Here is a 15,493-nt window from a genome sequence, read left to right on the forward strand (position 1 = left end):
CGCAGCGGTGCTATCCGCAGGAACAGCCAAGCCCTCGAACAGTGCGCCTGTGTGCCCATTCGGGCTCGGTTCGGTCGTGATGCTGCTCATGCGAAAACACATGCAGCATTCGTGCCGTCAAATGTTCACAGACTCTGAGATGACAGCCCCATGCCCCTGCGCGGGCGCTCAGCCCTTGGGGCGACCCGGAGTAGGCTGAAGCGCAGCTCGGCCCGATCCCGGATGGCTCAGGTTTCAACGATCTCCACGGCGGTCGTGATTTCCGCCGTCTTGGCCAGCATCGCGCTGGCAGAGCAGTATTTCTCGTGCGACAGCGCGACTGCACGCTCCACCACCGCGCTCGAAAGGCCGCGACCTGTGACGACGAACTGCATGTGAATGCGCGTGAACACCTTCGGGTCGCGCTCCGCCCGCTCGGCGCTGAGCCTGACTTCGCAACCACGCACGTCGTGGCGACCTCGCTTCAAGATCAGCACCACGTCGTAGGCGGCACAGCCCCCGGTGCCGGCGAGCACCGTCTCCATCGGCCGCGGCGCCAGGTTGCGCCCACCGCCCTCGGGTGCGCCGTCCATGGCGAACAAGTGGCCACTGCCGGTCTCCGCGTTGAACGCCATGCCGGCCTGGGGTTGCCATCGAACGGTGCATTCCATCTCTGTCTCCTGCGTTGGCCTGCTGCTTCGGCGGGCGCCGATTGTGCCGTCCTGCTCGAGTCGAGACGCAAGCCCATCACAAAGTGCGCGTCGCGCGCTGCGCGTGCGTTGCGACGCTGCTTGCGTGCTCCTAGAATCGGTTCACGCATCGCGGTCAGGGCAAGCCACCGACCCGATCCCCCGTTGTCTCCTCCACCCCTTCCAAAGGTGGATTCAGCCCAAGGCTCAGTGCCTTGGGCTTTTTTCTTGTGCGACCGGGCGCAGGGGGCGCCGACGACGTCGACTTATCATCGCGCCGCTTCGAAGGAGGAGTCAACCAATGGCCCGCGCCGCGCGCCCTACCGCCCCGCGAGCCGCACGCAAGCGTGCCCCGTCTGATTACCTGCAGCGCATCCTGACCGCCCGCGTCTATGACGTGGCGGTCGAGTCCTCGTTGCAGCTCGCCCCGCAGTTGTCGCAGCGCCTGAACAACCGCGTGCTGCTCAAGCGCGAGGACGAGCAGCCCGTCTTCAGCTTCAAGCTGCGCGGCGCTTACAACAAGATGGCGCACCTGAGCGCTGCACAGCTCGAGCGCGGCGTGATCTGCGCCTCGGCGGGCAACCACGCGCAGGGCGTGGCACTGTCGGCCAAGCGGCTCGGTTGCCGCGCGACCATCGTCATGCCGGTGACCACGCCGCAGCTCAAGATCGACGCCGTGCGTGCCCTCGGCGGTGAAGTGGTGCTGCACGGCGAAAGCTACTCTGAAGCGTTTGCGCACGCGAGCGAACTGGAGCGCGCGCACGGCCAGACCTTCGTGCATCCGTTTGACGACCCCGACGTGATCGCCGGCCAGGGCACCATCGCCATGGAAATCCTGCGCCAGCACCAGGGCCCGATCGACGCGGTGTTCGTCGCCATCGGCGGCGGCGGGCTGATCGCCGGCATCGCGTCCTACATCAAGGCGGTGCGGCCCGAGATCCGCGTGATCGGCGTGCAGACTCGCGACTCCGACGCCATGGTGCGCTCGGTGCGCGCTGGCAAGCGCGTGACCTTGCACGACGTGGGGCTGTTTTCCGACGGCACGGCCGTCAAACTGGTCGGCAAGGAAACCTTCCGCTTGACGCAGGCCCTGGTCGACGACTTCGAGATCGTCGACACCGACGCCGTGTGCGCCGCCATCAAGGACGTGTTCCAGGACACCCGCTCGATCCTCGAGCCGGCTGGCGCGCTCGGCGTGGCCGCCGTGAAGCAGTACGTGGCGCGCGAAGGCTGCAGCGGCAAGACCTTCGTGGCCATCACCTGCGGCGCCAACATGAACTTTGACCGACTGCGCTTCGTGGCCGAGCGCGCCGAGGTCGGCGAGGAGCGTGAGGCGCTGTTCGCGGTGACCATCCCCGAGGCGCGCGGCTCGTTCAAGCGTTTTTGCGAACTGATCGGCCCGCGCAGCGTCACCGAATTCAACTACCGCATCTCACACGCCGACGTCGCCCATGTGTTCGTCGGCCTGGCCACGCGCGAACGGGACGAATCCGCGCGCATCGCCGAGCGCTTCCAGCGGCACGACTTCCCCACGGTCGACCTCACGCACGACGAGCTCGCGCAGACGCACATCCGCCACCTGGTGGGCGGGCGCTCCGAACTGGCCAGGGACGAGCGGCTGTTTCGCTTCGTGTTTCCCGAGCGGCCCGGCGCCCTGATGCGCTTTCTGACCTGCATGCACCCCGACTGGAACATCAGCCTGTTCCACTACCGCAACCAGGGCGCCGACTACGGCCGCATCCTCGTCGGGCTGCAGGTGCCGCGGGGCGAACAGCGCGCGTTGCGCGCCTTCCTCGCCACGCTTGATTACGCCTGGGTGGAAGAGACTGCCAACCCGGTCTACCAGTTGTTCCTGCGCTGACGCAGGGCTCACAATCGTCCCCGTCCCAATCCCTGCAGCAGCTCCCATGTCCGTCCAGCGCTCGCTGATCGCCCCCACCGCCCACCCCCGGCTGGAAGAAGCGCTGCGCCTGAAGCTTTATCGCCGTGCCGAGACCGCCGGCAGCCTGGGCGAACTCGAGCCGCTGGCGATCCGCCTGGGCCTGATCCAGAACACCCTGAAGCCCCGCCTCAGATCACCGCACTTGGTGGTGTTTGCGGGTGACCACGGCGTGGTGGTCGATGGCCTTAACAAGCGCGGCGACTCGACCCTCACGCAGGTCAAGCACCTGCTTGAAGGCCGGCTGCCGATGGCGGTGTTTTCGTTCATCCAGGGCATGGGCCTGACGATCGTCGATGCGGGCCTGGCCGAGCCGATGAACCCGCACCCGAGCCTGCTGCAACGCAAGATCGCTTTCGGTACGCGCAGCACCCGCGTCGCGCCGGCCATGTCGGTCGACCAGGCCCATGCCGCCATCCGCGCCGGCATGGAGATCGCCGACACGCTCTCGGGCAATGCACTCGCCTGCGCCGGCATCGGCGTGGGCTCGCACGAAAGCGCTTCGCTGGTGATCTCGCGCCTGTCCGGCGTGCCGCTCGCCGACTTGCTCACCGCCGGGCCGCAGATGAACAGCGAGGCATTGACGCAGTCACTGACCGTCCTGCAGGCCGCGCAGGTGCGACACCAGGCCTTGACCGACCCGGTCGAGGTGCTGGCCGCATTCGGCGGATTCGAGATTGCCATGTTGACGGGCGCCATGCTGGTGGCCGCCAGCAAGCGTCACCTGATCATGGTCGATGGCGTGCCGGCCTGCGCCGCCCTGCTGGTGGCCGCCCGCATTGCCGCGCCGGTGACCGACTACGCACTGTTTTGCCGCAGCCATGGCCACCAGGGACTCGACCACGCGATGCGCGTCTTCCAGGCCAGCGCGCTGCTTGAACTGGGCATGGAAAGTACCGACGGCACCGGCGCCACCCTGGCCTGGCCATTGGTACACAGCGCGGCGTCGTTGTTGACCGAAGTGGTCGACGGCGAGGACAGCGGTCCGACACAGTTGGTGAGCACCGCCGGTGCGCTGGACAACGGCCAGTCCCAGGGCGCTGGCGGCCTCACCAGTGGTCACGTCAGTGGTGCCGCGGGCCTGGGCGCCGGGAGCGACCCCGCTGATGACGCGCTCGACGTGCCCCGCCCTGGAGCCAGCGGCTCCGAAGCCTTGCCTTGACGTGCGCGGCCGCGCGACGGCCTGCGCAGTCGGTGTCGCCTCAGCGACGATTGCCCGCGTCGCTCGCCGGGTCGGCAGGCGAAGGATCGTCGCCCACGCCGGGCGCACGCCGCGGTCCCGGGCTTGCGTTGCTGCTCGCATCCTGAGGCTGCACGGGCGGCATCACTTCGGGGAGATTGGGTCGCGAAAGCATGCCCGGGTCAGCATTTGGCGGCGGCGGCGGCAGGGTGCCGGTTGTCGGCGCCAGAGGAGGCGGCAGTTCCAGCCGCACGGCCGGCGCGCCCTGCACCGGGCCGATGTCGGCGCTGCGCGACGCCACCGACTGCAGCACCAGCGCCGTATCGAGCCGCGCACCCACCCGGTAGGGCCGCGGCGGCTTGCCGTCGACGGCAATCAGCGCAATGCCCTGCCCATCGCGGCGATCGGACGATTTAGGCGCCATCACACCGACCAGCTTGAAGCGGCTCGCCAGCGCCGGCTCGGTCGGCCCACCGATCACGGCGGCCGGCGCGATGGGGCTCGCGAACAGCCGCGCCACGTCGCCGCGCAAGGCGCCCGCCGACGACACCGGCTGAGCTTGGCTCGGCACGGGGCGCGGCGAGACGAACACGCGCAGGCCCCAATACGCGGCACAGGCCGCAACGGCGGCCCACAAGATGAATGCAGCAAAGCGCTCGGCCATGGGCGGCGATTATGATGGATCGACTTCGATCCTTGACGGCGATGCCGCCGCTGATGCCAATGAGCAAGAATTCTGCACCGACGCCAGTGCGCCGTCGCGGCTTCACCCTGATCGAACTGATGGTGGTGCTGGTCATCATTGGCGTGCTGGCGGCGCTGATCGTGCCCAATGTGCTTGACCGTGCCGACGATGCGCGCGTCACTGCGGCCCGCACCGACGTCAACAACCTGATGCAGTCGCTCAAGCTCTACCGCCTGGACAACCAGCGCTACCCGAGCGCGGAGCAAGGCCTGCAGGCACTGGTGGCGCGGCCGACGGCAAGCCCGGCGCCACCGAACTGGAAGCCCTATCTCGAGAAACTGCCCCACGATCCCTGGGGCCACCCCTACCAATACGTCAACCCGGGCGTGAAGGGCGAAGTCGACGTGTTCAGCTTCGGGGCCGATGGGCAGTCCGGTGGTGATGGCAAGAACGCCGACGTCGGCTCCTGGCAGTGAGCCTTGCGGTGGGCGCGTCGGCGCGCGCGGCTTCACGCTCATCGAGCTGCTGATCGTCGTCGCACTGATCGCCATCGCCTCTGCCGTGGCTTCGCTGGCGCTGCGCAACCCTGCGACCACGCAACTCGAGCGCGAAGGGGCACGCCTGGCGGCGCTGCTCGAATCGGCGCGCGCCGAAGCGCGCGCGCTGGGTGTGGCAGTGCGCTGGGTGCCGGGCGGCACCGAGGGCGGCTTTCGGTTCGTCGGCCTGCCCGATGCGCTGGCCCTGCCGTCGCAGTGGCTTGGCGAGGGCGTCAATGCCGAGGCACTCGCCGAGCGCCGGCCGGTGGCGGCCATCGTGCTTGGCCCGGAGCCGTTGATCGGTGTGCAGCGCATCGTGCTGCGCCTTGACAACCAGCATCTCACGCTCGCCACCGACGGCCTGGGGCCGTTCGCGGTGGTCGCCGACGAGGAACCGGCCCGTGCAACGCGCTGACGGTTTCACGCTCATCGAGGTGCTGGTCGCGCTGGCGATCGTCGCCGTCACGCTGGGCGCGGGCATCAAGGCGGCCGGCGCGCTGACCAACAATGCGCAGCGCCTGGTCGAAGTGAGCGCATCGCAGTGGTGCGCCGACAATCACCTCACGGTGCTGCGACTGGCCCGGCAGTTCCCGGGCGTCGGTGACAGCGACTTCGCCTGCGAGCAGCTCGGCATCGCCTACTCCGGGCGGCTGGTCGTGCGGCCCACGCCCAACCCGAATTTCCGCCGCGTCGACGCGGTCATGTCCGACCCGGCAGGGCGGCCGGTGCTCACGCTGTCGACCGTGCTGTCGCGCTACTGAATCGCGCCGATGAGTCCGATGCAACATCGCCCGCTGCGCACTCACGGCTTCACGCTGGTCGAGGTGCTGGTGGCGCTGCTCATCATGGCGGTGATCGCCGCGATGTCGTGGCAGGGCATCGACGCGATCGTGCGCTCGCGCGACATCAGCGCCGGTCGGCTGGAGCAGCAGCTTCGGCTGCAGTCCGTGATCGCGCAATGGGAGACCGATCTGGCCGAGCTGCAGGATCCCGAGGTCGTGCCGGCCCTGCAGTTCGACGGCGCCAACCTGCGCCTGACCCGGCGCACACCCGAGGGCCTGCAGATGGTGGTGTGGGCCCTGCGCGGTGAGAGCCTCATGCGCTGGGCCGGCCCGAGCGTCACGCATGTGCGCGCCCTGCAGCAGTCGTGGCTGCAAGCGCAGCAATTGCTCGGCAACGAGTCGGGCCAGCTGCGCGCACTCGGCGGCGTGGCGTCCTGGCAGCTTTATTACTGGCGCGGCAATTCTTGGAGCAACGCGCAGTCCAGCGCTGGTGTGGCTGCGCCGGTGGCTGGAGCGGCGTCGGGCGCTGCGCCCTCGCAAAGTCAGTTGCTGCCACAGGGCGTGCGCATGGTGCTGGCCTTTCGCGAAGGTGGCGGTTTTGCAGGCTCGCTGCAGCGCGACGTGCAACTCGGACCGAACCCATGATGTCGCCGCGCAGCCCCCGTCGCCGCCGCTTGCAGCAAGGCGCGGCGCTGTTGACGGCGATGGTGATCGTCACCCTGGTGGCCACCCTGGCGTCCGCAATGGTGTGGCAACAGTGGCGCGCGGTGCAGGTGGAGTCGGCCGAACGAGCACGCGCCCAGGCGCTCTGGATTCTGGACGGTGCCATCGACTGGGCGCGCCTGATCCTGCGCGAGGACGCGCGTCAGAACCAGCGCGGCAGCATGATCGATCACCTTGGTGAACCCTGGGCCGTGCCACTGGCCGAGGCGCGGTTGTCAACCTTCCTGGCAGCCGATCGCGACAACACCGACGATGCGCCCGAAGCTTTCCTGTCGGGCGCGATCACCGACGCGCAGTCGCGCTACAACTTACGCAACGTGATCAATCCGGCTGGCAACCGGCAGGCCGAAGAGGACGTGCTGCGCCGACTGCTCGATTACGCCGGCGCGCGCAGCGAGGTCGCGCCGGGGCTGCTCGCCGCGCTGCGTGACTTGGCGCCCCCGGAGGCGGCGGCCTCCGGTGCGACGCGGGCCCAGATCAATCCTGACCCGCCGCTCATGCCCCGGCGCCTGGATCAACTCGCGTGGCTCGGCCTTGACGCCGAAACGGTGGGCCGGATCGCTCCCTACATCACCTTGCTGCCGGTGCGCACGCCCGTCAACGTGAACACCGCGCCCAAGGAAGTGCTCGCTGCGGTCATCCCGGGGCTCGATCTCGCCAGCGCCGAGCGCCTGGTGCAGGCGCGCCAGCGAGACCCGTTTCGCAACCTCCAGCAGGTTCAGGCGCTGCTTCCGCAGTCCACCGCGACGACGGCCCTGAGCGCCAGCAGCCTGAACGTCGTGTCGATCTACTTCGAGATCCAGGGCCGGCTGCGGTTGCTCGACCGGGTGATCGAGGAGCGCGCCCTCGTCGTGCGCCGCAACCTCGACATCCTGCCGGTGCGCCGCGAACGCGTGACGGCGCTCGACGCGGGCGCCGTCACGCGCTGAAGCCCGCAAGCCAACGCCCGATTACCGATCAAGGCCACGCCGCCAATAGCCACCCCTACAATCTTTTCGATCCGCCCGCCGCATGAGCACGCTTGCCCTCTCCATCCCGCCCCGACCGCGACTGCGTGCCGGCGCCGCCGCGCCCGCCGCGGCGGCCAGTTCCGGTGAGCTGGCCTTTGCGCTCAGCAACGACGGGCTGCTGGTCAGCCGCGAGGGGCACGCCGCTGCGACCCTGCTGCCCAAGGCCGACCAGGTGGTGGCCGTGCTGGCGGCCGCCGACGTCAGCTGGCATCGCATCGTCTGCCCCAAGGCGCCGGCCGCCAAGCTCGGCGCCGCACTGGCGGGCGTGCTCGAAGACGCGCTGCTCGAAGACGCGCCGCAGCTGCATTTCGCCATCGCCCCCGGCGCGCGGGGCGGCGCGACGGTGTGGGTGGCGGCCACCGATCGCGCCTGGCTGTTCGGCGAGATCGCCGCCATTGAGCGTGCCGGACTGCGCGTCGATCGCGTCGTGCCGGCCGCCTGGCCTGACGAGCCGCCCACCGGCCACTTCGCTGAAACGCACGAAAGCACCGGTGCCGGCCTTGCCAGCTTCGGCTTGGCGCTGACCTGGTCCCACGCGGGCGGCGTTGCCACCTGGCCGCTGCAAGGTGGCCTTGCGCGCAGCCTGTTGCCCGCCGAGCTGCCGCCCGACGCCCGCTTCACCGCGACACCGGCAGTCGCCGCGCCGGCCGAGCGTTGGCTCGGCGCCAGCGTCAACGTGCAGTCACCGGCCGAACACCTCCTGCAGGCGGCGCGCTCGCTATGGAACCTGCGCCAGTTCGGACTGGCGCCGCGGCACCGCGGCGTGAGCGCGCTGCGCGAAGGCTGGCGAATCTCGCGTGGGCCGTCGTGGCGATGGGCGCGGCGCGGCGTGATCGGCCTCGTGGCGATCCAGCTGCTCGGCCTGAATATCGCGGCCTGGCAACAGCGCAGCGCGCTCGACGCCAAGCGTCGGTCCATGACCAGCGTGCTGCTGGCCGCCCATCCGCAAGTGCGCTCGGTACTCGACGCCTCGGCGCAGATGCAGCGCGAAACCGACACCCTGCGTGTGGCCGCCGGCCGGCCTGGCGAAGCCGACTTCGAGGCCGCGCTCCAGGCCGCCGCCAGCGCCTGGCCGGCGCAGCAACCGGTGCAGACACTCGGCTACGAGAACAGCCGTCTCACGCTCGCCGCGCCCGGCTGGAACGAACAGCAGGTGGCCGGCTTTCGCGACGCGCTCGCACCCAGCGGTTGGCGCGTCGACGCGGTGGACGGCCGGCTGACCCTGAGCCGACAGCTGACAGTGGCTGCGGGGAGCAGCTTGTGATCCGCCAGCCGGCGTGGAGACCCTCATGAAGCGCATCGCCCTGCCCGAAGGCATTGAAACCGCGATCGCGCAGTCGCGCGCGCGCTGGAGGCGGCTGGCCCGCCGCGAACGGCGCCTCGTCAGCGTGGCGCTGACGGTGGTCGCCCTGGCGCTGCTCTGGGCCATTGCCGTGCAGCCGGCCTGGCACACGCTGCGCACCGCGCCGGCACAGATTGACGCGGTCGACCTGCAACTGCAGCAGATGCAGCGCATGGCTGGCGAGACGCGCGAGCTGCGGGCGCTTCCGCCCGTCAAGCCATCCCAGGCCATTGAAGCGCTGCGGGGCGCGACCGACCGGCTCGGCCCCAGCGCCAAGCTTTCGCTGGTCGGCGACCGCGCCACGGTGAGCTTCGAAGGCGTTCCCGGCGAGGCGCTGGCCGCCTGGCTCGGCGAGGTGCGCAGCGCGGCACGTGCGCGCCCCGACGAAGCCAAGCTGTCGCGCGGACCCGCGGGCAGCTACAGCGGCAGCGTCACGCTCGGTCTGGCACGGCCGGGCTGAGCGCGCAAGGACCCAAGGCAAGCGCAATGGCCCGCCCCTTTCAAGCCTCCGGATGGCGCGCCTCGCTGTGGCGCGTCTCGCGCCTGCAACGGCGCGGCGAGCCCGCCAGCCGGCTCAGCGAGTTCGGGCGATCCACCTACGAAGGCCTGCGCTGGCAGCGCGCCCTGCATGCTGGGCGGCGCTGGGCACTGTGGGGCGCACTGTGCGGCGGCCTGCTGGGTCTGGTGGCGTTCGCGCCGGCGGCCTGGCTGGCGGCCTGGGTCGAGCGCACGAGCGCGGGCCAGTTGCTGCTGGCCGACGCGCGCGGCAGCATCTGGAGGGGCAGCGCCGTGGCGGTGCTCACCGCCGGTGCCGACAGCCGCAGCGCACGCTCCCTGCCCGGGCGTTTGCATTGGACCTTGCGGCCCGCGGGCCTGGGCCTGGCACTGCAGCTCGAACACGCCTGTTGCCTCAACGGCCAGCCGACGCTGCGCTTCAAGCCGGGCTTGGGCACCCTGACCACCACGCTCGACGGCAGCCCGGGCTGGATCGGCCAGTGGCCGGCCGAATGGCTGGCCGGCCTGGGCACGCCGTGGAATACGCTGCAACTTGGCGGCGCGCTGCGCCTCACCTCGCCCGGCCTGACGCTCACCTGGGTGCAGGGCCGCTGGCGCGTCCAGGGTCAGGCAACGCTCGAGATGCTCGACGTGGCCTCGCGGGTCTCGCCGCTGCCGCGCCTGGGCAGCTACCGCCTGCAGTTGTCGGGCGACCCCGGCAATGCCGGCACCGCGCAGCTCGGGCTCTCGACCCTCGACGGCGCGCTGCAGCTCTCCGGCCAGGGCACGCTCGGCCCGAACGGCATGCGCTTTCGTGGCGAGGCCAGTGCAGCAGAAGCCGACCAGCAGGCCCTGGCCAACCTCCTGAATATCATCGGACGACGCGACGGCGCGCGGTCCGTCATTGCGATCGGATGACCATGAGCTTGCAGCCTATCCCCCACCCGGAGCGACCGCTCTGCAGCATCGTCATTGGCATCACGCTGGCCTGCTCGCTCGGCGTGCTGGCGGTCGCCCCGGCAGCCCTGGCGCAGACCGCGCCGGCCACTGCTCGGGAGCGGCGCGAGCCGGTCACGCTGAACTTCGTCAACGCCGAAATCGAAGGTGTGTCGCGCGCGATCGGCGCCATTCTCGACCGGCAGATCCTCGTCGACCCGCGCGTGCGCGGGCAGATCACGCTCTACAGCGAGCAGCCGCTCACGCCGCGCGAGGCCTACCTCAACTACCTGGCAGCGCTGCGCGGCCTGGGCTTCACGGTGGTCGAGTCGGGCGGGCTCCTGAAGGTGGTGCCCGAGGCCGACGCCAAGCTGCAGACCGGCACCGTCTCGATCGGCGACGTGAGCCGCCGCGGCGACCAGGTGATCACGCAGATCTTCCGCCTGCAGCACGAGAACGCCAACAACCTGGTGGCGGTGCTGCGCCCGCTGATCAGCCCTAACAACACCATCAACGCGAGTCCCACCAACAACACGCTGGTCATCACCGATTACGCCGACAACCTGCAGCGCATCGCCAAGATGATCGCCGCGCTCGACGTCGCCGGCTCCACCGACATCGAAGTAATTCCGCTCAGGCACGCGATCGCCTCCGACATGGTGGTGATGGTGCAGCGGCTTTCCGACGGCGGCGCTGCCGTGCCCGGCCAGCAGCCCGGCGCGGCGGCGGGCGGCATGTCGGTGCTGGCCGACACGCGCACCAACTCACTGCTGGTGCGCGCGTCCAACCCGGCACGCCTGACGCAAGTGCGCTCGCTGGTCGCCAAACTCGACCAGCCGGGCGTCGGCGGCGCCGGCGGCAGCAACATTTACGTGGTCTACCTGAAAAATGCCGACGCGACGCGGCTGGCCCAGGTGCTGCGTGCCGCCTTTGCAAACGACTCGCGCGGCGCCAGCGGCGGCGGCGGCGCACTGCCCGGCGCGCAGCCGAGCAGCGGCCTGGCCAACGTGCTCGGTGGCGGGCAAAGCGGCAGCCAGGCCTCGCCGCAGAGCACCAGCCCGGTCAGCGCGGCCGCCGCGCCGCAGACCGGCGGCTTCGTGCAGGCCGACCCGGCCACCAACTCACTCATCATCACCGCCGCCGAGCCTATGTACCGGCAGCTACGCTCGGTGATCGACCAGCTCGATTCGCGCCGTGCGCAGGTCTACGTGGAGACCATGATTGTCGAGGTCAACGCCACCAAGGCGGCCGACATCGGCTTCCAGTGGCAGGGCCTGATCGGCAAGGACGGCGACAAGACGGGCGTGGTCGGTGGCACCAACTTCGGCACTGGGGGCAACAACATCATCAACCTCGCCATCGCCGCGGCGGGTAGCGGCACCAGCGCGACGGGCACGCTGCCCTCGGCCGGCCTGAATATCGGCGTGATCCGTAAGTACGGCGGCGTCTACACGCTCGGCGCGCTCGCCCGTTTCCTGCAGACCAATGCCGACGGCAACATTCTCTCCACGCCCAACCTGGTGACCCTCGACAACGAGGAGGCCAAGATCGTCGTCGGCCAGAACGTGCCCTTCGTGACCGGCTCCTTCACCAACACCGGCGGCGGCACCGGGGCCACCAACCCGTTCCAGACCATCGAGCGCAAGGACGTTGGCATCACCCTGCGCGTGAAGCCGCAGATCGGCGAGAACGGCGCGGTGCGCATGGTGATCTACCAGGAAGTCTCCAGCGTGGTGAACCAGAACGTCTCGCAGGGCGTGGCCGACGCGACCGCGGGCCTGGTCACCAACAAGCGCTCGCTCGAATCGACCGTGGTGGTCGACGATGGCGAGATCCTCGTGCTCGGCGGCCTGATCCAGGACCAGTTTCAGGACAACAGCAGCCGCGTGCCGGGCCTGGGCAGCATTCCCGTCTTCGGCGCGCTGTTTCGCAGCGACAACCGCACGCGCACCAAGAGCAACCTGATGGTGTTCCTGCGGCCGGTGGTGGTGCGCACGCCGGAGGCGCAGAACGCGCTGTCGCTGGATCGCTACGACCTGATCCGCGCCCAGCAAAAGGACACTCAACCCGAGCCGAGGGCGCTGCTGCCCATCAACGAAGCGCCGGTGCTGCCGCCATTGCGCGCGCCGGCCAGCGCGCCGATCGAGCCGGGGCCGACGCGGCCGTCGTCGCCGCCCCTGGAGAAGTGAGCCGCGCGATGGCCAGCCGCCACCCCCTGCCCTACGCCTTTGCCAAGGCGCACACGCTGCTGCTCGAGGACAACGGCAGCCAGCTGGTGCTCTACGCCGGCGACCAGGTGTCGCCGAGCGCGCTCGGCGAAGTGATGCGCCTCTACGCGATCGACGCCGTCGAGCGCGAGGCGCCGGCCACCCTGTCGCAGCGCATCGCCACCATCTATGCCGGCGGCGAGTCGAGCGCGGCGGCGGTGATCGGCGAGGTGGAGAGCGCCGTCGACATTTCACGCATGATGCAGGAGCTGCCGGCGGTGGCCGACCTGCTGGAAGCCGCCAACGACGCGCCCATCATCCGCATGCTCAACGCGCTGCTCACGCAGGCCGCCAAGGACGGCGCGAGCGACATCCACATCGAGCCCTACGAGCGCAGCTCGGCAGTGCGCTTTCGTGTCGACGGCACCTTGCGCGAAGTGGTGCAGCCCAACAAGGCGCTGCACGCCGCGCTGATCTCGCGCCTGAAAATCATGGCCGAACTCGACATCGCCGAGAAACGCCTGCCGCAAGATGGTCGCATCTCGCTGCGCATCGGCGGGCGCGCCATCGACGTGCGCGTCTCCACGCTGCCCAGCGCGCACGGCGAGCGCGCCGTGCTGCGCCTGCTCGACAAGGGCGACAGCACGCGCTTCACGCTCGAATCGCTGGGCATGAGCGGCGAGACGCTCGCCCGGTTCAAGCGCCTGATCCTGCAGCCGCACGGCATCGTGCTGGTGACCGGCCCCACCGGCTCGGGCAAGACCACCACGCTGTACGCCGGGCTCGGCCAGGTCGACGCCAGCACCACCAACGTGCTGACAGTTGAAGACCCGATCGAGTACGAACTGCCAGGCATCGGCCAGACGCAGGTCAATGCGAAGATCGAGCTCGATTTCGCGCGGGCGCTGCGCGCCATCCTGCGCCAGGACCCTGACGTCATCATGATCGGCGAGATCAGAGACTTCGAGACCGCGCAGATCGCCATCCAGGCCTCGCTCACCGGCCACCTGGTGCTCGCCACCTTGCACACCAACGACGCGCCGAGCGCCGTCACGCGCCTCACCGACATGGGCGTCGAGCCCTTCCTGCTCAGCAGCTCGCTGCTCGGCGTGCTGGCGCAGCGCCTGGTGCGCAAGCTCTGCCCCGCGTGCAGGACGCAGGACGAGAAAGGCCGCTGGCACGCGGTCGGCTGCCCCAGTTGCGCCAGCTCGGGCTACAAGGGTCGCACCGGCATCTACGAGCTGATGGTGGCCGACAGTGCGATCCAGAACCTCATCCACAGTCGCGCCGCGGAAAGCCAGTTGTTCGTGACGGCCGAGCGCGCCGGCATGCGCACCATGCGCGAGGACGGCGAACGCCTGATCGGCTCGGGCATCACCTCGCTCGAAGAACTCATGCGCGTGACCCGCGAATAGACATGCCGACCTCCACGCTGGTGGCTTCGCTCCTGCACTGCTCCCGGCACCGCGCAGGCGCGGCTTCGTGGCCCTTGGGGTGCAGCCTGCCTTGCGGCGGCCCGGCGGCAGACTGACTGCGAAGCGCGATGCCCGCCTACAAATTCGAAGCACTCGACGCCATCGGCAAGACCCGAAGCGGGCTGCTCGAGGCCGACAATGCGCGCGCGGCACGCGCCCAGTTGCGGCTGCAGCAAATGGTGCCGCTCGACGTGACGCCAGTGCTGTCGCAGGCCGCTGCCGACAGCGGCAGCTTTCGCTTCGGCAGGCGCGTCTTCAGCAGCACCGGGTTGGCGATCTGGACGCGTCAGCTCGCCGGCTTGGTGGTCGCGGGCCTGCCGCTCGAGCGCGCCCTCACCGCCCTGACCGACGAGTCCGAAGACCCGCGTCAGCGCGAACTACTCGCCCACCTGCGCGCCGAGGTCAACGGCGGTTCGCCCTTCGCGCGCGCGATGGCGAGCGCGCCGCGCGAGTTCGACGACACCTACCGCGCCGTGGTCAGTGCCGGCGAGCAGACCGGCCAGCTCGGCGTGGTGCTCGACAAGCTGGCCGACGACCTGGAAGAACGCCAGGAACTCAAGAGCAAGCTCATCGGCGCAGCCCTCTACCCGGCCATCGTCTCGCTGGTGGCGATCGTGATCGTGATCTTTCTCGTCACCTACGTGGTGCCGCAGGTGGCCAGCGTATTTGCGGGCGGCAAGCGCGCCCTGCCCTTCCTCACCAGCGCCATGCTCGCCATCAGCGCCTTCCTGCGCAGCTGGGGCTGGCTGCTCGCGCTGGGTATTGCCGGCGCGGTCGGCACGCTGCTGTGGATGCGCCGCAACGAGGCGTTTCGCGAACGCTTCGATGCCTTCTGGCTCACCTTGCCGCTGATCGGGCGGCTCTCGCGCGGCTACAACGCCGCGCGCTTTGCCGGCACGCTGGCGATGTTGGCCGGCGCGGGCGTGCCTATCCTCAAAGCGCTGCAGGCCGCGGCCGAGACGCTGTCCAACCGCGCCATGCGCGCCGATGCGATGGCGGCGCTCGCGCAAGTGCGCGAAGGTGCGCCACTGGCGTCGGCGCTGTCGGGCAAGAAGCGCTTTCCGGGGCTGCTGGCAATGTTCGCGCGCCTGGGCGAACAGACCGGCCAGCTGCCGGTCATGCTGCAGCGCGCGGCCGACCAGCTCGGCACCGAGGTGCAGCGCCGCGCCCTGGCCATGGCCACCATCCTGGAGCCGCTGCTCATCGTCACGATGGGCGCGGTGGTGATGCTGATCGTGCTGGCGGTGCTGCTGCCGATCATCCAGCTCAACACCTGGGTCAAGTAGCCCGACAGCGTGCCGCGCGAGCATGGTCGGCGGCGGGCTGTGCAGTGCAGTGCAGTGCTTCCGAATTCAAGCTTGCGGAAGAACTTTCAGACAGCCGTGTCTCGGGGCAGGTGCCGACAGCGGCTGGCTGGATCAGCGGCCGCATGTCACAGGCAAGCGCGCTTGCCCTGCTGCGGCCGCGACCACCCATCCACGGCACGGCTCATGCGTCCGTTCTGTAAGGGGTCGG

General features: G+C 69.8%; 15 protein-coding genes. 13 read left to right on the plus strand and 2 right to left on the minus strand.

Annotated features, from left to right (window positions below; genetic code table 11):
* Positions 1-227 precede the first annotated feature (227 nt).
* Positions 228-650, minus strand: a complete 423-nt coding sequence (locus RMO12_RS13165; RefSeq protein WP_309639636.1) for an OsmC family protein — start codon at positions 648-650, stop codon at positions 228-230.
* Positions 651-969: 319 nt separating this feature from the next.
* Between RMO12_RS13165 and ilvA the strand changes: the two genes are divergently transcribed.
* Positions 970-2,529, plus strand: a complete 1,560-nt coding sequence (ilvA, locus tag RMO12_RS13170) for a threonine ammonia-lyase, biosynthetic (RefSeq protein ID WP_309639637.1) — start codon at positions 970-972, stop codon at positions 2,527-2,529.
* 46 nt (positions 2,530-2,575) lie between these two features.
* Positions 2,576-3,769 carry a nicotinate-nucleotide--dimethylbenzimidazole phosphoribosyltransferase gene (locus RMO12_RS13175; protein WP_309639638.1) on the plus strand — a complete coding sequence of 398 codons (1,194 nt, stop codon included), beginning with the start codon at positions 2,576-2,578 and terminating at the stop codon, positions 3,767-3,769.
* Positions 3,770-3,809: 40 nt separating this feature from the next.
* On the opposite strand, the gene RMO12_RS13180 is transcribed toward RMO12_RS13175, so the two are convergent.
* Positions 3,810-4,451: a hypothetical protein gene (locus RMO12_RS13180; protein ID WP_309639639.1), complete on the minus strand. Its 642-nt coding sequence runs from the start codon at positions 4,449-4,451 to the stop codon at positions 3,810-3,812.
* Positions 4,452-4,510: 59 nt separating this feature from the next.
* Here RMO12_RS13180 and gspG point away from each other — a divergent pair, with 59 nt between their 5' ends.
* From gspG to gspF, 11 genes are all read left to right on the plus strand, one after another.
* Positions 4,511-4,948 (plus strand): type II secretion system major pseudopilin GspG, encoded by a 438-nt coding sequence (gspG, locus tag RMO12_RS13185; RefSeq protein ID WP_309639640.1) that lies wholly within the window; start codon positions 4,511-4,513, stop codon positions 4,946-4,948.
* The gene (locus RMO12_RS13190; protein WP_309639641.1) at positions 4,914-5,423 is read left to right on the plus strand and encodes a prepilin-type N-terminal cleavage/methylation domain-containing protein; all 510 of its coding nucleotides are present in this window, start codon (positions 4,914-4,916) and stop codon (positions 5,421-5,423) included. Before gspG ends, RMO12_RS13190 begins: the two co-directional genes overlap by 35 nt.
* A complete protein-coding gene (gene gspI, locus RMO12_RS13195; protein ID WP_309625671.1) occupies positions 5,410-5,769 on the plus strand; it encodes a type II secretion system minor pseudopilin GspI in 360 nt (119 codons plus the stop codon). Before RMO12_RS13190 ends, gspI begins: the two co-directional genes overlap by 14 nt.
* Positions 5,770-5,778: 9 nt before the next feature.
* Complete coding sequence (locus tag RMO12_RS13200; protein WP_309639642.1) at positions 5,779-6,435, plus strand: prepilin-type N-terminal cleavage/methylation domain-containing protein; 657 nt, start codon at positions 5,779-5,781, stop codon at positions 6,433-6,435.
* Entirely contained in the window at positions 6,432-7,442 is a 1,011-nt protein-coding gene (gene gspK, locus RMO12_RS13205; protein ID WP_309639643.1) for a type II secretion system minor pseudopilin GspK, read from the plus strand. Before RMO12_RS13200 ends, gspK begins: the two co-directional genes overlap by 4 nt.
* Before the next feature lie 82 nt (positions 7,443-7,524).
* The gene (gspL, locus tag RMO12_RS13210) at positions 7,525-8,787 is read left to right on the plus strand and encodes a type II secretion system protein GspL (protein WP_309639644.1); all 1,263 of its coding nucleotides are present in this window, start codon (positions 7,525-7,527) and stop codon (positions 8,785-8,787) included.
* Between the two features lie 25 nt (positions 8,788-8,812).
* Positions 8,813-9,325 (plus strand): type II secretion system protein GspM, encoded by a 513-nt coding sequence (gspM, locus tag RMO12_RS13215; protein WP_309625675.1) that lies wholly within the window; start codon positions 8,813-8,815, stop codon positions 9,323-9,325.
* Positions 9,326-9,351: 26 nt separating this feature from the next.
* Positions 9,352-10,278 carry a type II secretion system protein N gene (locus tag RMO12_RS13220; RefSeq protein WP_309639645.1) on the plus strand — a complete coding sequence of 309 codons (927 nt, stop codon included), beginning with the start codon at positions 9,352-9,354 and terminating at the stop codon, positions 10,276-10,278.
* A 2-nt stretch (positions 10,279-10,280) separates the two neighbouring features.
* Complete coding sequence (gene gspD, locus RMO12_RS13225) at positions 10,281-12,485, plus strand: type II secretion system secretin GspD (protein WP_309639646.1); 2,205 nt, start codon at positions 10,281-10,283, stop codon at positions 12,483-12,485.
* An 8-nt stretch (positions 12,486-12,493) separates the two neighbouring features.
* A complete protein-coding gene (gene gspE, locus RMO12_RS13230) occupies positions 12,494-13,918 on the plus strand; it encodes a type II secretion system ATPase GspE (RefSeq protein ID WP_309639647.1) in 1,425 nt (474 codons plus the stop codon).
* A 128-nt stretch (positions 13,919-14,046) separates the two neighbouring features.
* Positions 14,047-15,264, plus strand: a complete 1,218-nt coding sequence (gene gspF, locus RMO12_RS13235) for a type II secretion system inner membrane protein GspF (RefSeq protein ID WP_309639648.1) — start codon at positions 14,047-14,049, stop codon at positions 15,262-15,264.
* Positions 15,265-15,493 lie beyond the last annotated feature (229 nt).

Source organism: Methylibium sp., assembly GCF_031393925.1.
GTDB lineage: Bacteria > Pseudomonadota > Gammaproteobacteria > Burkholderiales > Burkholderiaceae_C > Methylibium.

Bases quoted from the DNA above. Each gene is read 5' to 3' on its own strand.
- gspF (WP_309639648.1), top strand. From the start codon at position 14,047: ATGCCCGCCTACAAATTCGAAGCACTCGACGCCATCGGCAAGACCCGA.
- gspL (WP_309639644.1), top strand. From the start codon at position 7,525: ATGAGCACGCTTGCCCTCTCCATCCCGCCCCGACCGCGACTGCGTGCC.
- RMO12_RS13180 (WP_309639639.1), bottom strand. From the start codon at position 4,451: ATGGCCGAGCGCTTTGCTGCATTCATCTTGTGGGCCGCCGTTGCGGCC.
- gspK (WP_309639643.1), top strand. From the start codon at position 6,432: ATGATGTCGCCGCGCAGCCCCCGTCGCCGCCGCTTGCAGCAAGGCGCG.
- ilvA (WP_309639637.1), top strand. From the start codon at position 970: ATGGCCCGCGCCGCGCGCCCTACCGCCCCGCGAGCCGCACGCAAGCGT.
- gspG (WP_309639640.1), top strand. From the start codon at position 4,511: ATGAGCAAGAATTCTGCACCGACGCCAGTGCGCCGTCGCGGCTTCACC.
- RMO12_RS13200 (WP_309639642.1), top strand. From the start codon at position 5,779: ATGAGTCCGATGCAACATCGCCCGCTGCGCACTCACGGCTTCACGCTG.
- gspM (WP_309625675.1), top strand. From the start codon at position 8,813: ATGAAGCGCATCGCCCTGCCCGAAGGCATTGAAACCGCGATCGCGCAG.
- RMO12_RS13165 (WP_309639636.1), bottom strand. From the start codon at position 650: ATGGAATGCACCGTTCGATGGCAACCCCAGGCCGGCATGGCGTTCAAC.
- gspE (WP_309639647.1), top strand. From the start codon at position 12,494: ATGGCCAGCCGCCACCCCCTGCCCTACGCCTTTGCCAAGGCGCACACG.
- gspD (WP_309639646.1), top strand. From the start codon at position 10,281: ATGAGCTTGCAGCCTATCCCCCACCCGGAGCGACCGCTCTGCAGCATC.
- RMO12_RS13175 (WP_309639638.1), top strand. From the start codon at position 2,576: ATGTCCGTCCAGCGCTCGCTGATCGCCCCCACCGCCCACCCCCGGCTG.
- RMO12_RS13190 (WP_309639641.1), top strand. From the start codon at position 4,914: ATGGCAAGAACGCCGACGTCGGCTCCTGGCAGTGAGCCTTGCGGTGGG.
- RMO12_RS13220 (WP_309639645.1), top strand. From the start codon at position 9,352: ATGGCCCGCCCCTTTCAAGCCTCCGGATGGCGCGCCTCGCTGTGGCGC.